This window comes from Noviherbaspirillum sp., assembly GCF_035944575.1.
GTDB lineage: Bacteria > Pseudomonadota > Gammaproteobacteria > Burkholderiales > Burkholderiaceae_D > Noviherbaspirillum.
This window is the reverse complement of sequence record NZ_DASZBA010000040.1, coordinates 1-15946: the sequence shown is the minus strand read 5'-3', so window position 1 is coordinate 15946 and position 15946 is coordinate 1. Positions and strand designations below refer to the sequence as shown.

At 58.8% G+C, this 15946-nt stretch carries 15 protein-coding genes; 3 read left to right on the top strand and 12 right to left on the bottom strand.

Annotation, left to right across the window (positions count from 1 at the left end; translation table 11 throughout):
- Window positions 1-32 precede the first annotated feature (32 nt).
- Both prpC and prpB read right to left on the bottom strand, forming a co-directional pair.
- Complete coding sequence (prpC, locus tag VGU61_RS02450; protein WP_326857511.1) at window positions 33-1187, bottom strand: bifunctional 2-methylcitrate synthase/citrate synthase; 1155 nt, start codon at window positions 1185-1187, stop codon at window positions 33-35.
- Between the two features lie 23 nt (window positions 1188-1210).
- Window positions 1211-2101 (bottom strand): methylisocitrate lyase, encoded by an 891-nt coding sequence (gene prpB, locus VGU61_RS02445; RefSeq protein WP_326857510.1) that lies wholly within the window; start codon window positions 2099-2101, stop codon window positions 1211-1213.
- 238 nt (window positions 2102-2339) lie between these two features.
- Here prpB and prpR point away from each other — a divergent pair, with 238 nt between their 5' ends.
- Window positions 2340-3929 (top strand): propionate catabolism operon regulatory protein PrpR, encoded by a 1590-nt coding sequence (prpR, locus tag VGU61_RS02440; protein ID WP_326857509.1) that lies wholly within the window; start codon window positions 2340-2342, stop codon window positions 3927-3929.
- A 253-nt stretch (window positions 3930-4182) separates the two neighbouring features.
- Here prpR and VGU61_RS02435 read toward each other — a convergent pair whose 3' ends face one another.
- Window positions 4183-4824, bottom strand: a complete 642-nt coding sequence (locus tag VGU61_RS02435; protein WP_326857508.1) for a glutathione S-transferase family protein — start codon at window positions 4822-4824, stop codon at window positions 4183-4185.
- Between the two features lie 37 nt (window positions 4825-4861).
- Here VGU61_RS02435 and VGU61_RS02430 point away from each other — a divergent pair, with 37 nt between their 5' ends.
- Entirely contained in the window at window positions 4862-5053 is a 192-nt protein-coding gene (locus VGU61_RS02430) for a DUF1289 domain-containing protein (protein ID WP_326857507.1), read from the top strand.
- Window positions 5054-5085: 32 nt separating this feature from the next.
- On the opposite strand, the gene cls is transcribed toward VGU61_RS02430, so the two are convergent.
- The 5 genes from cls to glnA all read right to left on the bottom strand — a co-directional run bounded on the left by cls (window position 5086) and on the right by glnA (window position 11430).
- Window positions 5086-6387 (bottom strand): cardiolipin synthase, encoded by a 1302-nt coding sequence (gene cls / locus VGU61_RS02425; RefSeq protein WP_414691584.1) that lies wholly within the window; start codon window positions 6385-6387, stop codon window positions 5086-5088.
- Between the two features lie 215 nt (window positions 6388-6602).
- Window positions 6603-8144 (bottom strand): nitrogen regulation protein NR(I), encoded by a 1542-nt coding sequence (gene ntrC, locus VGU61_RS02420; RefSeq protein WP_326857506.1) that lies wholly within the window; start codon window positions 8142-8144, stop codon window positions 6603-6605.
- Between the two features lie 39 nt (window positions 8145-8183).
- Window positions 8184-9257 (bottom strand): nitrogen regulation protein NR(II), encoded by a 1074-nt coding sequence (glnL, locus tag VGU61_RS02415; protein WP_326857505.1) that lies wholly within the window; start codon window positions 9255-9257, stop codon window positions 8184-8186.
- 60 nt (window positions 9258-9317) lie between these two features.
- Window positions 9318-9818 (bottom strand): DUF4124 domain-containing protein, encoded by a 501-nt coding sequence (locus VGU61_RS02410; protein WP_326857504.1) that lies wholly within the window; start codon window positions 9816-9818, stop codon window positions 9318-9320.
- Between the two features lie 196 nt (window positions 9819-10014).
- Complete coding sequence (gene glnA, locus VGU61_RS02405; protein WP_326857503.1) at window positions 10015-11430, bottom strand: type I glutamate--ammonia ligase; 1416 nt, start codon at window positions 11428-11430, stop codon at window positions 10015-10017.
- 391 nt (window positions 11431-11821) lie between these two features.
- On the opposite strand from glnA, the gene VGU61_RS02400 reads away from it, so the two are divergent.
- A complete protein-coding gene (locus VGU61_RS02400; RefSeq protein WP_326857502.1) occupies window positions 11822-12283 on the top strand; it encodes a rhodanese-like domain-containing protein in 462 nt (153 codons plus the stop codon).
- Between the two features lie 8 nt (window positions 12284-12291).
- On the opposite strand, the gene VGU61_RS02395 is transcribed toward VGU61_RS02400, so the two are convergent.
- The 4 genes from VGU61_RS02395 to VGU61_RS02380 all read right to left on the bottom strand — a co-directional run.
- Window positions 12292-13629 carry a TAXI family TRAP transporter solute-binding subunit gene (locus VGU61_RS02395; protein ID WP_326857501.1) on the bottom strand — a complete coding sequence of 446 codons (1338 nt, stop codon included), beginning with the start codon at window positions 13627-13629 and terminating at the stop codon, window positions 12292-12294.
- Between the two features lie 135 nt (window positions 13630-13764).
- On the bottom strand, window positions 13765-14331 hold the full coding sequence (locus VGU61_RS02390; RefSeq protein WP_326857500.1) for a hypothetical protein: 567 nt from the start codon (window positions 14329-14331) through the stop codon (window positions 13765-13767).
- A gap of 2 nt (window positions 14332-14333) precedes the next feature.
- The gene (locus VGU61_RS02385; protein ID WP_326857499.1) at window positions 14334-14615 is read right to left on the bottom strand and encodes a hypothetical protein; all 282 of its coding nucleotides are present in this window, start codon (window positions 14613-14615) and stop codon (window positions 14334-14336) included.
- Window positions 14608-15946: peptide chain release factor 3 (locus VGU61_RS02380; RefSeq protein ID WP_326857498.1), on the bottom strand; the 1339-nt coding region annotated here is incomplete at its 5' end. The genes VGU61_RS02385 and VGU61_RS02380, both read right to left, overlap by 8 nt.

Sequence of the window (15946 nt, the reverse complement as noted above, 5' to 3'; positions counted from 1 at the left end):
TTGCGGGAATGACGGCTGAGAATGCGTTGAACTTACTTGCGTTCCTTCAGCGGTACGAATTTCAGATCCTCCGGCCCGACATAATTCGCGCTCGGCCGGATGATCTTGTTGTCGATGCGCTGCTCGATGATGTGCGCGGCCCAGCCGGACGTGCGCGAAATGACGAACAGCGGCGTGAACATCGCGGTCGGCACGCCCATCATGTGGTACGACACCGCCGAAAACCAGTCGAGGTTCGGGAACATTTTTTTCACGTCCCACATGACCGTTTCCAGGCGCTCAGCGATATCGAACATCTTGGTGGAACCGGCCAGCGCCGACAGGTCGCGGGCGACTTCCTTGATCACCTTGTTGCGCGGATCGGAGACAGTGTAGACCGGATGGCCGAAGCCGATGATGACTTCCTTGTTCTCGACGCGGCGGCGGATATCCGCTTCCGCTTCGTCCGGATTGTCGTAGCGCTTCTGGATCTCGAAGGCGACTTCATTGGCGCCGCCGTGTTTCGGACCGCGCAGCGCACCGATGCCGCCGGTGATGGCGGAATACATGTCGGAGCCGGTGCCGGCGACCACGCGACAGGCAAAAGTGGACGCATTGAATTCATGCTCGGCATACAGGATCAGCGAAGTATGCATTGCTTTCTCCCATGCCGCCGACGGCGCCTTACCGTGCAGCAGGTGCAGGAAATGCGCGCCGATCGAATCGTCGTCAGTCTCGACCTCGATGCGGCGGCCGTTATGGCTGAAGTGATACCAGTACAGCAGCATCGAACCGAGCGAGGCCATCAGCTTGTCGGCGATGTCGCGCGCGCCCGGGATGTTGTGGTCGTCCTTCTCCGGCAGTGCGCATCCGAGTGCCGATACGCCGGTGCGCATCACGTCCATCGGGTGCGATGCGGCGGGCAGGCATTCCAGCACCGCCTTCACGTTCGCGGGCAGGCCGCGCAGCATCTTCAGCTTGGCCTTGTAGCCTTTCAGCTCGCCGCTGTTGGGCAACTTGCCGTGCACCAGCAGGTAGGCGATTTCCTCGAACTCGCAGGTGTCGGCCACATCGAGGATGTCGTAGCCGCGGTAATGCAGGTCATTGCCGGTACGACCCACCGTGCAGAGTGCGGTATTGCCCGCGGTAACGCCGGACAGGGCGACGGATTTCTTTGGTTTCGGACCAGCAGCTTGTTGCTCGCTCATATTGTCTCCAAGGGTGATAGCAATTATTTGGCTTTTTGCTGGGCAAACAGCGCGTCCAGCTTTTGCTCGAAATCGTGATAGTTGATGCGCTCGTACAGTTCCATGCGGGTCTGCATGGTGTCGACCACGCTTTGCTGGGTGCCGTCGCGGCGGATCGCGGTATAGACGTTTTCGGCCGCCTTGTTCATTGCACGGAACGCCGACAGCGGGTATAGCACCAGCCCGACGTTCACGCTCTTCAGCTGATCGACGGTGTACAAGGGCGTGGCACCGAACTCGGTAATGTTGGCCAGCACCGGCACTTTCACCGCATCGGCGAAGGTCTTGTACATCTCCAGCTGCGTGATCGCTTCCGGGAATACCATGTCCGCGCCGGCTTCGACGCAGGCAATCGCACGGTCCAGTGCGGCATCGATGCCTTCCACCGCGAGGGCGTCGGTACGTGCCATGATGACGAAATTCTCGTCGGTGCGGGCGTCGACCGCCGCCTTGATGCGGTCGACCATTTCCTGCTTGCTGACGATTTCCTTGTTGGGCCGGTGGCCGCAGCGCTTGGCGCCGACCTGGTCTTCGATGTGCATTGCGGCGGCACCGAACTTGATCATCGACTTCACGGTGCGGGCGACATTGAATGCCGAGGAGCCGAATCCGGTGTCCACATCCACCAGCAGCGGCAGGTCGCAGACATCGGTGATGCGGCGCACGTCGGTGAGCACATCATCCAGGTTGGAAATGCCCAGGTCGGGCAGGCCTAGCGACCCGGCTGCGACACCGCCTCCGGAAAGATAGATCGCCTTGAAACCGGCGCGTTTGGCGAGCAAGGCGTGATTGGCGTTGATGGCGCCGACGACCTGCAATGGGGATTCTTCCTTGACGGCTTGCCGGAACGCGGCACCTGGGGATAGGAGAGGCATGTAGATTCCTTAATTACGGATGTTTCAATGTTGCGGGCAGATTCCTTATTGCAATCGGCGTGCCATTGAAGCTTTTTAAGACGTCATCTGCAAGCGCCTCGGCGCGGTCTATAAAAATCAATGACTTGCACTTTAGTGTCGATCCATCTTGAAATATTCAAATGCTCTACGCAAGAGCAAACGTTTCATGGTGTGTTACATTCAACGCAATGAAACATAAATGAAACAATTTTGAAACATGCGCCGTCCTCCCCATCCCCATACCGACCCCGCCGACAAGCCGAGCTTCTGGACTGTCTCGATTTCCCGCCTGTCTGACCTGTTCCGCGATATCACTCTCGAATTCGACGACCGGGCGCTGATCGAACCCATCCACCTCGGCTTCGAGGATGCAGTGCGCCATATCCGCGAACGGCTTGCCACTGAGCACTGCGATGCGGTCATCGCCGCCGGGTCGAACGCGGCCTACCTGAAGAGCCGCCTGTCGCTGCCGGTAGTGATCGCCAAGGCAAGCGGCTTCGATGTGATGCAGGCACTTGCACGCGCCCGCAAGATCAGCCCGGAAATCGGCCTGGTGAGCTACCAGGAAACCATGCCGGAACTCGCCGAATTCCAGGCTGCCTTCGGCCTGAAAACCGTCCAGCGGACCTACGTCACCGAAGAGGATGCGCGCGCGCAGATCAACGAACTCAAGGCGGCCGGCATCAAGGTAGTGGTTGGCGCAGGCCTGGTCACCGATCTCGCCGAGGAAGCGGGACTGGCCGGGGTATTCGTCTATTCCGCCGCATCGATACGGCAGGCCTTCGACGATGCGCTGGAGATTGCCCGCTTCACCCGCCTGGAAACCGGCTCGGGACGACCGCGGGCCGGCGATACATTGCGCGCCAAGCACGGCGTGAACGACCTGCGCGGCGACTCCGCGGCGATGGAGGCGGTACGGCAGTCGATCACCCTGTTCGCCAAGTCGCCGGCCAGCGTCTTGATCCAGGGTGAGACCGGCACCGGCAAGGAACTTGCCGCCCAGGCGATCCACCGGGAAAGCGCCCGTGCGCGCCATCCGTTCGTCGCCATCAATTGCGGCGCGGTGGCGGAATCGCTGCTGGAATCGGAATTGTTCGGCTATGAGGAAGGCGCCTTCACCGGCTCACGCCGGGGCGGCCATGCCGGGCTGTTCGAAGCCGCCCATCGCGGCACGCTGTTTCTCGACGAAATCGGCGAGATGCCCCTTGCATTGCAGACCCGCCTGCTCCGGGTGCTGGAAGAGCGCGAAGTGGTGCGTGTCGGCGGCACGCGCCCCATTCCGGTGCATGCACGCATCATCAGCGCCACCCACTGCGATCTCGATGAACGGGTGCGCGACGGCCGGTTTCGCCGCGACCTGTTTTACCGCCTTGCGGTGCTGCGCGTCACGCTGCCGCCGCTGCGGGAACGCAGCGAGGACCTAGCCATCCTCGCCGAGTGGAGCCTCAAGAATGCGCTGGCGGCACTCGGTGCGCGGCCGCATGCCAACCTGCATGCGGAACTGGTCGCATGTGCGCCGCTGCTGGCTTCGTATGCGTGGCCCGGGAATGTAAGGGAGCTGCGGAACCTGATGGAACGGGCGGCGCTGTTTCTGGCGGCGGAGCCTTTGCAGGCGTTGACGCCGGGGTTCATTGCGAGGATTGCCCCGGAACTTGGCGGCGTTCCCAGGGTCGCGGCACAGCCGGCGGTAGAAAAAGCGCCGCCGGATATTGAAGAGGTGCTGGCACGATTCAACGGCAACCGGGAGGCGGCTGCGAAACACCTCGGCATCAGCCGCACGACGTTGTGGAGGAAGTTGAAGGGGTGAATGGGACGATTAAGAAACCCGGCTCAGTATCAAGTGTCTCCGGAAAGTCCCTTCCCCCTACCAGGGGGAAGGTTAGGATGGGGGTAGTGAGATCGAGCAATTGGATGCGGCAGTTCTACCTCACTCCCCCACCCTCCCATGGCAGGAGGAGGGAACCCGCCGGACTCTCGCTCAATGGTAGTCTCATGCATCACCTGCCGTCTAGCATCACCTGCCGTCTATAGTGCGATCTCGCACTTCGAATCGACCCTGCTCAAACAAACGGCTCCCCCAACCCCTCCGCATCAAACGCCGCCTTCACCGCAGGCCGCGCCAGCATCGTCTGCTGGAACCGTGACAAATGCGCCCGGTTGCGTGCCGGATTGCCCATCATGCGGGTCCACCGCGAGAGCATGAACAGATACGGATCAGCCGCGCTAAAGCGTTCGCCAAGCAGATAACCGCCGACCCGCTTCGCCAGGTGCTCTTCGATCAGATCAAGCATCACACCCACCCGCGCCTCCGCATGCGCCTTCACCTGCGCGGTCGCCGCACCATCGTCGGCAAGCCGGTGCGGATAGAAATAGGTGATCAGCTCGGCATGCAATGTATTGGCCAGGTAGAACATCCATTTGTAGAATTCGGCACGTTCATTCGTGCCGACCGCCGGTGCAAAGCCGGCCTCGGGATGACGATCGACCAGGTGGAGGCAGATGGCGGCCGTTTCGTACAACACCAGATCGCCATCAATCAGCGTGGGTATGCGGCCATTCGGGTTGAGCTTCAGGTATTCGGGCTGCAGATGTCCGCCGCCAGGCTGATCGACGAGCACCAGTTCATGGAGAACGCCTAGTTCTTTCAGCAACATGTGTGGTGCGAGATTCGCACTGCCCGGATTGTAGTAGAGCCGATACATCGTTTTCCCCTATCATGGTCGTTTTAAGGCCGTCATTATGCAAAATTCCGAAGCATCCCGCCCCGACACGCCCTGCGTCGCCGTCTGCTCCACCACCTTCGATGATGTATGCCGCGGGTGCGGACGCACGGTCGCCGAGGTCGCGAACTGGGTGTTCATGACCGATGAGGAAAAGGAAAAAGTGTGGGTTCGCATTACCGCCGAAGGTTATCCGCGGCGCAATACCTGAATTGACCGGCTGCCGCGTTACTCAAGCTCCCGCTAGAGCTGCTGCCCGATCAGCGACATCGACTGCTCTAGAAGTTTTTCGGTCCATGGCCGCGCCCGCCACATCTCCAGCGTAATGCGCCTGCTGCGCGCCAGATCGTTCTCGAAGACGCGCGTCATCTCTTCCGCGAAGCCGTTGTCGTAGATGTTTAAGTTCGCTTCATCGTTCAGGCGGAAGGAACGGTTGTCGAAATTCGTCGATCCGGTCGATACCAGGAAACCGTCGACGATCATGATCTTGCAATGAAACATGGTGTGCTGGTATTCGTGAATCTCGACGCCGGCTTCCAGCAGCTCTCCCCAGCGCGCCCGCGATGCGCGCCGTACGATCCCGGTATCGATGTGTTCGCCCGGCAGGATGATTTTCACCTTTACCCCGCGCCTTGCCGCTGCCGTCAGCGCCCTGATCGCCAATTCGTCCGGCACGAAATAGGAATTTGACAGCAGTATGCTCTGCCCCGCCGACGCGATCGACAGCAGGTACATGAGATGCATGCTCTCGCTGCCGCCGGTGGGCGAACTGCTGAACATCTGGGCCGGCATCTTCCCGCCATCCGGGGTTTTCGGAAAATAATCGGCCGAATGCACCACCCTGCCTGTCGCCTTCATCCAGTTATCCATGAACACCGCCTGAAGCTGGAGCGCGGCAGGACCTTCGATCCGGAAATGCGAGTCGCGCCAGTGCGCGCTGTCCTGCGCATTGCCGGTCCACTGGTCCGCGATGCCGACACCGCCCGTGAAACCCACCTGCCCGTCGATGACCAGCAGCTTGCGATGGGTGCGGTTGTTCATGCGGGTGAGATGCGTCCATGACGGCTTGTGATATCGCTCGACTTCGACGCCGGCATTCTCCAGCGCATCGATCAATGCCTGGTCGATCTTGGCGCTGCCGACCCAGTCGAGCAGCACATGCACCTTCACGCCCGCTTTCGCCCGCTCCTGCAAGGCCTCTGCAAACGTCTGGCCGATCTCGCCCGACCAGTAGATGTAGGTCTCGAACGTGATCGTCTTCTTGGCGGAGCGAATGGCGTCGAGCATCGCCGGAAATATCCGGTCGCCGTTCTCGAGATGCTCGACGTGGTTTCCCTCGATGATCGTCGGCCCGAGCAGCACACCCATCGAGCGCAGATATTGCGGATCACGCACGGTATAGAGGCTTGTCACCTCGCTTTCGATATGCTTTTCGCCTTCTGTGAGATTTGCCGCAAGCAGTGTCAGCACAAGCGTCAAGGCGACGGCGATGCCGATGTGCAGGTAGTTCACATGATGTTTCAGGCGGAGCGGACGATCCTGCAAGTCTTTACCTCATTGGTGGTTTTTCGGTGCGCAGGCGATGGAAACCGATTTTCCGATCGTACGCGCCTGCGAAACGGCCACATTGCGCTGGGTAAAACTTTATGTCCGGTACGGGCAGAAAGCAGAACCGCCCGGCCGGAATGCATCCGGACGGGCGCAAAAAAGGAGCGATGCTTGTTTAGGTGACTAACGACGCGTGCATGCCGGCATGATCCTCATGCATCGTCGCTGGCGCCATCGATGCCGAGTTCATGGATTTTCCGCGTGATCGTGTTGCGGCCGATGCCAAGGCGGACGGCTGCATCGTTCTTGCGGCCATGGGTGTGCTTGAGCGCCGTCTTGATCAGAGCGGATTCGAACTGGCGTCCGAGTGCATCCATCACTTCCGGCTGCCCGGCCGACAGCAGTTGCGCCGCCTCCGATTCCAGAAGGCTGATCCAGCTCGGCTTGTGCTCGCCGCTGCCGTTCATGCCGGAAGCCGGAACCGGGGACGCCGGCAGCAAGCCGCCGGCCGTACCCGCCATCGGCGGCGCTTCCGGCATGGCTGAAAACGATGTCGCCTGTGCAGCGCCCGACGAAGCTGACATCGACGGCATGCTTTCCTTACCGTGCGTCAGATCCTGAGGCAGGTCCTTCACTTCCACCGTCTGCCCGGGCGCCATGACGGTAATCCAGTTGCAGAGGTTTTCGAGTTGCCGCACGTTGCCCGGCAAATCCAGGCTGGAAAGGAACTGCATCGCCGCGTCGGACATGCGCTTGGCTTCCACCCCGAGCTGCTTGGCGCTTTGCGCAAGGAAGTGACGCGTCAGCAGCGGAATGTCTTCGCGCCGTTCGCGCAGGCTCGGCAGCCGTAGCCGGATCACGTTCAGACGGTGATACAGGTCTTCGCGGAACAGTCCTTCCCGCACCCGGTGCTCCAGGTTCTGGTGGGTGGCGGCAATGACCCGCACATTTGCCTTCAACGGCTGGTGTCCGCCGACCCGGTAGAAATGGCCATCGGACAGCACCCGCAGCAGGCGGGTCTGCAGGTCGAACGGCATGTCGCCGATCTCGTCGAGGAACAGGGTGCCGTTTTCCGCCTGCTCGAAGCGGCCGCGCCGCGTCGCCTGCGCGCCAGTGAACGCGCCGCGCTCGTGGCCGAACAGTTCGGATTCAAGCAAGTCTTTCGGGATCGCCGCGGTGTTCAATGCGATGTAGGGCTGCGTGGCGCGCGGGCTATGCTTGTGCAATGCGCGCGCGACCAGTTCCTTGCCGCTGCCGGATTCGCCTGTGATAAGAACGGTCACGTTCGACTGCGAGAGGCGGCCGATTGCACGGAACACATCCTGCATCGCGGGCGCCTGCCCCAGAATCTCCGGCGTCTCTGCCGATACCTGCTCGACGTCGGCTTCGCGCAGACTTTCGTCAAGCGCGCGGCGGATCAGTTCCACCGCCTTGTCAACGTCGAAGGGCTTGGCGAGATATTCGAATGCGCCGCCCTGGAAGGCCGCAACAGCGGAGTCAAGATCGGAAAATGCAGTGATGATGATGACCGGCAGGCCGGGATGTTTCGCCTTCACCGCCTGCAGCAGTTCCAGGCCCGATTCACCGGGCATTCGTATATCGGAGACAAGGACCTGCGGCGTACTATTTTGGAGCGCGTCTATCGCTTCGCGTGCATTCGAGAAGCTCCTGGTGGCGAGGTTTTCGCGCGCCAGCGCTTTTTCGAGTACCCAGCGAATCGATTCATCGTCGTCAACAATCCAGATTGGTTTCATGTATGTACTCGTTCGCTCCGATGGTTACCGCCTCGTTGTTCAAGGCAGCGGAATCAAGATCCTGAAATCGGTGCATCCCGGACGGCTCTCGCATTCGATCACGCCCATGTGCTGTTGCACGAAGGTTTGCGCAAGCGTCAGTCCGAGTCCGCTTCCGCCGTCGCGCCCCGATACGAGCGGATAGAAAACGCGGTCTTGAATCTCGGCCGGGATGCCCGGTCCGTTATCAATGATATGCAAGTCTAATGCCAGCCTGTAACGCACTTTTGCGAGCGTCACTTGCCGCGCAATGCGCGTGCGAAGCGTGAGCATCGCATCGCCATTCTCAATGCGTTCGGATAAGGCCTGCGCAGCATTGTGCGCAATGTTGAGCACAGCCTGGATCAGTTGCTCCTTGTCGCCACGGAATTCGGGCACTGACAAATCGTAATCCCTCTTGATCGTAAGGCCATTGGGGAATTCAGCCACCATCAGGCTGCGCACCCGCTCGCAAACTTCGTGGATGTTGACGTCGCCGACGATATGCGGCCGCCGGTGCGGCGCGAGCAGGCGGTCAACCAGGGTTTGCAGGCGATCCGCTTCCTTGATGATGACCTGCGTGTATTCACGCAGCTCTTTCAGATGACGCTCGGGCAGCTCCAGCTCCAGCAGTTGCGCCGCGCCGCGAATGCCGCCGAGCGGGTTCTTGATTTCATGCGCCAGGTTGCGGATCAGCTCTTTGTTCGCCTGGCTCTGATCGAGAAGACGTTCCTCGCGATCAAGCTTCAGCTGCTGTACATTTTCGCGCAGCTCGATGAGTACCGGTGTTTCCCTGCTGTCGAGCGCGGCGACCACGACGTGTACCTGCAGCGGCTCGCGGCCGGCACGTTCGAGCGTGAGATCGAGACGCTTGTCGGCGAATTCATGGCGCACCGCTTCATTGAACACTTCCGCCAGGTTCTCGCCGTTCAGGAACAACTCATCGAGCTTGCGCTTGACGAGCGCCTTGTAGGACGTTTCCAGCAGGTGTTCGGCAGCAGCGTTGGCATAAGTAACCCGGCTGGCTGCATCGAGAATGATGACGGCGGACGAAAGCAGGTCGAGGCCGTCGAGCGAAGGAAGTGTTGTTTTCACAGGTATGGAAAAAGTAAAGGCCGCATGACGCGGCCTTATTCAAGCAAGCGCTGTACCACTTTACTTGATGTTGGCCAGCTCCCGTTTCAGCGCCTCGATATTTTTTTCGGTACGCCCGATATCGTCTTTCAGCAGGCCGACGCGCTCCTGGTATTTTGCATAATTGCGCTCGTCGCCACGGCGCTCCGGTTCACCGTTGTTGAACTCCTTTTTCAGGTTCGCAAGCTTCTGTTCCTCGGTCTTCACTTCATCCATGAGGATCTGCTTACGGTCGCTGTCGCGGGCTTTTTGAGTATCCGAATCCACCTTGGGGAAATCGGACGGGGTGGATGCCGATGTCGTCTTGACGGCAGCGGTCTGCACGACGGCTTTCTTGGGAACAGGTGCGGCCGGGACCATGGTCAGGCTGGGAAGGTCGATTTTCTTGCAGCCTTTGGTCTCGCCGGTATTCTTGTATTCCTTCTTGCCAGTGCCGTCGACGCATAGGAACACATCCGTTTGGGCATGCGCGCCGCTTACTGCCGCCGCAAGCGCCAACATCGCAAAAAGTTGTGATTTCATAATCTTTCTTCAAAGAAACTAGCTTGACGCCTATCAGTTTAGGACAACTGGCCGGGCAACACAAACAATGAACACAAGAATTTCTTCCAAGGCAACACATTATTGAAAGACAGTGGGCCGTATAGACGGGCGCAATAAAAAAGCGGGAAGGCTTTTCGCCTCCCCGCTCCTGATTCACGCCAGATCTGTTTCCGGATTACAGCGAGTAGTACATATCGAATTCGATCGGATGCGTTGTCATGCGGAAGCGCTGAACTTCCTGCATCTTCAGTTCAATATAAGCGTCGATCATGGTGTCGCTGAAAACACCGCCGCGGGTCAGGAATTCACGATCCTTGTCGAGGTACTCGAGCGCCTGGTCGAGCGACGAGCAGACGGTCGGGATCTTCGCGTCTTCTTCCGGCGGCAGGTGATACAGGTCTTTCGACGCTGCTTCGCCCGGATGGATCTTGTTCTGGACACCGTCCAGGCCTGCCATCAGCAGGGCTGCGAAACCGAGATACGGATTCATCAGCGGATCCGGGAAGCGTGCCTCGACACGGCGGCCCTTCGGGTTCGCGACGTGCGGGATACGGATCGATGCCGAGCGGTTGCGAGCCGAATAAGCCAGCTTGACAGGCGCTTCGAAGCCAGGAACCAGACGCTTGTACGAGTTGGTGCCCGGATTGGTGATCGCGTTCAACGCGCGTGCATGCTTGATGATGCCGCCGATATAGAAGAGCGCGAAATCGGACAGGCCGGCATAGCCGTCGCCTGCGAACAGGTTCTGGCCGTCTTTCCAGACCGACTGGTGCACGTGCATGCCGGAACCGTTGTCGCCAACGATAGGCTTCGGCATGAAAGTAGCGGTCTTGCCGTAGGTATGCGCGACATTCCAGATCACATACTTCATGTTCTGTGTCCAGTCGGCGCGCTCGACCAGGGTCGAGAACTTGGTGCCGAGCTCATTCTGGCCGGCGCCTGCGACTTCGTGGTGATGCACTTCGACCGGGATGCCCATGGCTTCGAGGATCAGCGACATTTCAGAACGCATGTCCTGGAAGCTGTCGACCGGGGGTACCGGGAAATAGCCGCCCTTGACGGTCGGACGGTGGCCGGTGTTGCCGCCTTCCAGCTTTTCGCCGGTGGTCCAGGAAGCTTCCTCGGAATCGATCTTCACGAAGCAGCCGGACATGTCCACCTTCCAGCGCACGCTGTCGAAGATGAAAAATTCGGGTTCCGGACCGAAGTAGGCCGTGTCGCCCAGACCGGAGGACTTCAGGTAGGCTTCAGCGCGCTTGGCGATGGAACGAGGGTCGCGGTCATAGCCCTTGCCGTCGGAAGGTTCGATGACGTCGCACTGCATGAACATCGTGGTCTCTTCCATGAAGGGATCGATGTTGGCCGTGCTCGGGTCGGGCATCAGCAGCATGTCGGATGCTTCAATACCCTTCCAGCCGGCGATCGACGAGCCGTCGAACGCATGGCCGGAATCGAACTTGTCCATGCCGAACTGGGAAACAGGAACGGTTACGTGCTGCTCCTTGCCCCGGGTGTCAGCAAAGCGAAAATCAACGAATTTGACTTCGTTTTCTTTCGCCATCTTCAAGACCTCTGCGGCCGTCTTTGCCATGCGAATCTCCTAAAAATTTGCAAAGTGATGTGGTACGTTGATGTAATGCGTGATATTGCGAATCGGTTGTGAGCGCGCCGGGCACGTAGTATGGTGGTACGGATTGAAACACCAGCAAGTTGCGGTCAGAACTCAGCGGCAGATGATAGCAGATTCCATGCCACTTCCTTGCGTTTAGACAAATCGGATGCACCGTCATAATGCAGCCAAGATAGCGGCAATAGAGTGCAATTAAAATCTTTTAAGCAAATCCGAATTCCGTTTTATTCTCACCATTTAGGTGCAAAACTCTGATGATGCACCGTTATTGTGCACCACGGTATTTCGGCGGCAAATTTTGCACCATCTTTGTACATTTTCGTTTATTGTTTATTTCCTCATAACATTCACCATGACACCGTCCGAAATTCTTGCTATTGCGCGTCAACGTGGACAAAGCGGCCAGACCCCTTATGCGGGCGCGGTCACACCTCAGGAAGCCTATTCCCTGCTGCAGCAGCAGCCTGACATCAAAATCGTGGATGTTCGTACGGATGCGGAGCGCGATTGGGTAGGTCGCGTCGCGGTACCGGAAGCCCAGCATGTCGCTGTCCAATGGAACCTCTACCCAGGTGGCAAACCCAATCCCGATTTCCTTCCTCAACTGGAACAGGCGGCGTCCAAGGACCAGGTGCTGCTGTTTCTATGCCGTTCCGGGGTCCGCTCCCGCCATGCCGCCAAGCTGGCGACCGAGCACGGCTACGCCAACTGCTTCGACATTCTCGAGGGCTTCGAAGGCGACAAGGATGGAGAGAGTCACAGGAAAACCGTGGGTGGCTGGTGCAAGGCAGGACTGCCCTGGACGGGCGCCTGAACGGCGAATCAAGCCGCTTCCGATTTCATCAGCCACAGAATCCGCTTGCGGACAAAGTTGATATGGCTGCGCAGCCCATACAATTCTTCGGCAAACGATAACGGGATCGAGATACGGTTCACGCGTTCTTCGATATCATTCAGCCGCGCAAGCTGTTCCGGATAGACATGCGGCTTTTTTTCAGCGGGCACATCCTCGATCGACTGCTCGACCGCCCGCAACTGGCCATACCATCGGTACACCCTTGAACGCACCTTCCAAACATAGAGCGGGGGAACGATGCGCGACAGCGGCAGGATCAGTGCGCCGAAGGCCACGACCAGCACCCACATCCGCTCAAAGAAATTGGCCAGCCAGAATGGCAAGTAGCGCTGCAGGAATGGCGGACCGTCCTTGTAAAACTTCTGCGCGACCGGCGATACGGGAATTTCGGTGTAATCGGCATTCGGAAACTCGTTCTTCCGGCTAAACCAGCTCCCGCCGCCATGAATCTGCGAGGCCGACTGCACGAACAGATCGACCAGCGCAGGATGCAGATCCTCTCGTGCCACCAGCGTCGCCGTCGGCGCAATCAACCGGTAATCGCGCGGCGGCATGTCGCGGCCGAGATCGACAATCCCGCGTGGCAGGACGACGTGCGAAAGAAATGGAAAGCGACGGGTATAGGCTTCCGCCTGCGCAAAGTCGAACAGGCGGATTCCCGGCGTTTGCAGCAGCATCTGAATCAATACCGCATCGGGCGCGGAACTGAATACCAGGGCGTCGATCCTCCCTTCCAGGAGTTCGACCGTGGCCGGGGTGTTTTCCAGCGCGCCAAGCGTCAGGTCCTTCGGGTCGAGTCCATTCACCGCCAACAGGTTTTTGAACAACCCCGGCACACCGGTGCCTTCCGGACCCACATTGATTTTCAATCCCTTGAATTGCTTGAGTTCCGCCAGCTCCTTTTTTCCACGGTAGAACAGCCATAACGGTTCAGTGAACAGACTGCCCAGCGACACCAGGCCGGTGCGTTCGGCCTCCGCATGTTCTGTCGATCCGCTCTGCACGAAAGCAATGTCAACCATGGAACTCGGCTCCTTCAGGCGTTGCATATTTTCGTGGGAGCCCAGGGACGGCTGCAGAGACACGGTGATACCGAATCTTGCCAAGGCGGCAGCATAACGCTTGCCGAAGGTTTCATAAGCGCCATTCTCCTGCCCGGTCGACATGGTGACGCGTGAAGGCGGGGCCGGATCGACCAGCCAATAGGCCAGCAGGCAGAGCACGGCAATCGCGAGCGCCGTAGGCGCCGCCGCCACGACAAAGTCCGGCAGGGAAAATCGGGTGAACTTGAGAATCTTGGGCATGCGTGACCTGAGGAATTTCATGGGCCACACCATGCCAAGATTTACGGCACTATGCAAGGGGCGGTTGCCCCCAATGACCGACGCTCAGGCGGCGAATTTAAGACAATGGCAAGAGCGACTGAAGACGGAACTATCTCACCGCATGCTGAATTGATTCGCTGCGGCCGGCGCAACCACGTAATGCGGCGTACGACTCTGGCGCGTCAATGCCCGCTTATCGTCGGAGAGAAATTTTTCGGCAACCGCAAACCACTCTTCCACCGAAAGCACGCGCTGCGCAAGCGGAAACAGTTCGGTCTCTTCCTTGTTCAGCCGGATCGCCATCTTTTGGCAGTACAGATCCAGAGAGCCATGCGTTTCTATCAACTGATCCCGATCGACAAATCGTCGTCCGATGACATCGCCGGCCGAGCGCAGCAGCTTTGATCCGGAGGCGCTCAACAGGTCCAGTTCGGCAAGCAGGCTGTCGGCGGCATGCGTTACGGCTTTTATTGCCGGGATCAGGTAGCGCTCTACTTTGCGCGCATGGCAAAGCATATCGAAATGCGTAACTTGTTCGAATACCGTCCTCAATGCGATCAGGTCGACCTGCTGCATATTCCTGCGAAGGGACTGGATGCTTTGCTGAACCTTGCGGAGAACGCGCTGGATGGCATTCTGTTCGTTCGAAATGGCGATCAGGGAATAAGTTGCTGTCAACATCGTTACTCCTTGAATGCTTGAAAATGGGGATACTCCGTGATTGCCTGCATAAAAAATTGCGGCAACGTCAGAGCTGGAGGAAGAAAAACCGGGGTAAAAAACCGTTGCGTGAGTATAGGATGCAGCCCCTGTTGGCATTTGACATAGATCAAATGCCAATGGCTGGATGGAGACTTGTCGATGTCGCGGCGCGGCGATGAAACAAAAATGTTATACGCCCGGACAAAAAGGTTGTTTGTGATGAAAGAACCCGATTGGGTTCCTTCATCGGCAAGTTCAATCAAGCTTGGCGGCGTGTTCCCGCGTAGCATGGAATACCAGCTTCGGCCAGCGTTCCTGGGTGAGCTTCAGATTGACGCCGGAGGTTGCAAGATACGCCATGTTGCCTGCGGCATCATAGGCAATATTGCTTCCCGCCGACGACTTTTCAAAATCCGCGAGCGTCCGCTTGTCATCGCAGGAAATCCAGCGTGCACTGCTGATGCTGGTTCCTTCGAACACCGCATCGACGCCATATTCATTCAGCAGCCGGCTGGCGACGACTTCAAACTGCAGTACGCCGACGGCGCCGAGGACGAGGTCGCCGCTGTGAACCGGCTTGAATACCTGGACCGCGCCCTCCTCGCCCAGCTGCTGCAATCCCTTGTGCAATTGCTTGATCTTCAGAGGATTACGAATGCGCACCGAGCGGAAGAAGTCGGGAGCGAAGTATGGAATGCCGGTGAACTGCAACAGTTCACCTTCGGAAAAACTGTCGCCGATCTGCATGTTGCCGTGGTTTGGCAGGCCGATGATGTCGCCCGCATAGGCCTCTTCCACCTGCTCGCGGCTGGACGCCATGAAGGTGACCACACTGGACACCTTGATCTCCCGGTTCAGGCGCAGATGCTTGATCTTCATGCCGCGCTCAAACCGACCGGAACACACGCGCAGGAACGCGATGCGGTCGCGGTGAGCAGGGTCCATGTTGGCCTGTATCTTGAATACGAACCCGGAAAATGGCGCTTCGGTCGGCTCCACTGCCCTGACCGTTGCATCGCGATGGCGCGGTGCCGGTGCCCAGTCGAGCAGTGCATTGAGGATTTCGCGCACGCCGAAATTGTTGATGGCGGAACCGAAGAACACCGGCGTCTGGGTACCTGCGAGAAAAGCATCCAGGTCGAATGGATGCGAGGCGCCATGCACCAGCTCCACTTCCATCTTCAGTTGCTCGATCTCCAGCGGAAACATCTCGGTCAGGCGTGGATTATCGATACCCTTGATGACTTCGAACTCCTGGTCGGCGCGCTCCTCTCCCGCCTTGAACAGCAGGATTTCATCGCGCAGGAGGTGATACACACCACGGAAATTCTTGCCCATGCCGATCGGCCACGTGACCGGTGCGCACTGGATCTTCAGGACCGATTCAACCTCATCCAACAACTCAAGGGGATCGCGGGTTTCACGATCCATCTTGTTCATGAAGGTCAGGATGGGCGTCGCCCGCATCCGGCAGACATTCAGCAATTTGATGGTCTGTTCCTCGACACCCTTTGCGGCATCAATCACCATCAGCGCAGAGTCGACGGCAGTCAGCACGCGATAGGTATCTTCGGAAAAATCCTGGTGGCCCGGC

Bases quoted from the DNA above. Each gene is read 5' to 3' on its own strand.
- prpC (WP_326857511.1), bottom strand. From the start codon at position 1,187: ATGAGCGAGCAACAAGCTGCTGGTCCGAAACCAAAGAAATCCGTCGCC.
- VGU61_RS02430 (WP_326857507.1), top strand. From the start codon at position 4,862: ATGCAAAATTCCGAAGCATCCCGCCCCGACACGCCCTGCGTCGCCGTC.
- glnA (WP_326857503.1), bottom strand. From the start codon at position 11,430: ATGGCAAAGACGGCCGCAGAGGTCTTGAAGATGGCGAAAGAAAACGAA.
- VGU61_RS02435 (WP_326857508.1), bottom strand. From the start codon at position 4,824: ATGTATCGGCTCTACTACAATCCGGGCAGTGCGAATCTCGCACCACAC.
- VGU61_RS02410 (WP_326857504.1), bottom strand. From the start codon at position 9,818: ATGAAATCACAACTTTTTGCGATGTTGGCGCTTGCGGCGGCAGTAAGC.
- prpB (WP_326857510.1), bottom strand. From the start codon at position 2,101: ATGCCTCTCCTATCCCCAGGTGCCGCGTTCCGGCAAGCCGTCAAGGAA.
- VGU61_RS02400 (WP_326857502.1), top strand. From the start codon at position 11,822: ATGACACCGTCCGAAATTCTTGCTATTGCGCGTCAACGTGGACAAAGC.
- prpR (WP_326857509.1), top strand. From the start codon at position 2,340: ATGCGCCGTCCTCCCCATCCCCATACCGACCCCGCCGACAAGCCGAGC.
- ntrC (WP_326857506.1), bottom strand. From the start codon at position 8,144: ATGAAACCAATCTGGATTGTTGACGACGATGAATCGATTCGCTGGGTA.
- VGU61_RS02395 (WP_326857501.1), bottom strand. From the start codon at position 13,629: ATGCCCAAGATTCTCAAGTTCACCCGATTTTCCCTGCCGGACTTTGTC.
- VGU61_RS02390 (WP_326857500.1), bottom strand. From the start codon at position 14,331: ATGTTGACAGCAACTTATTCCCTGATCGCCATTTCGAACGAACAGAAT.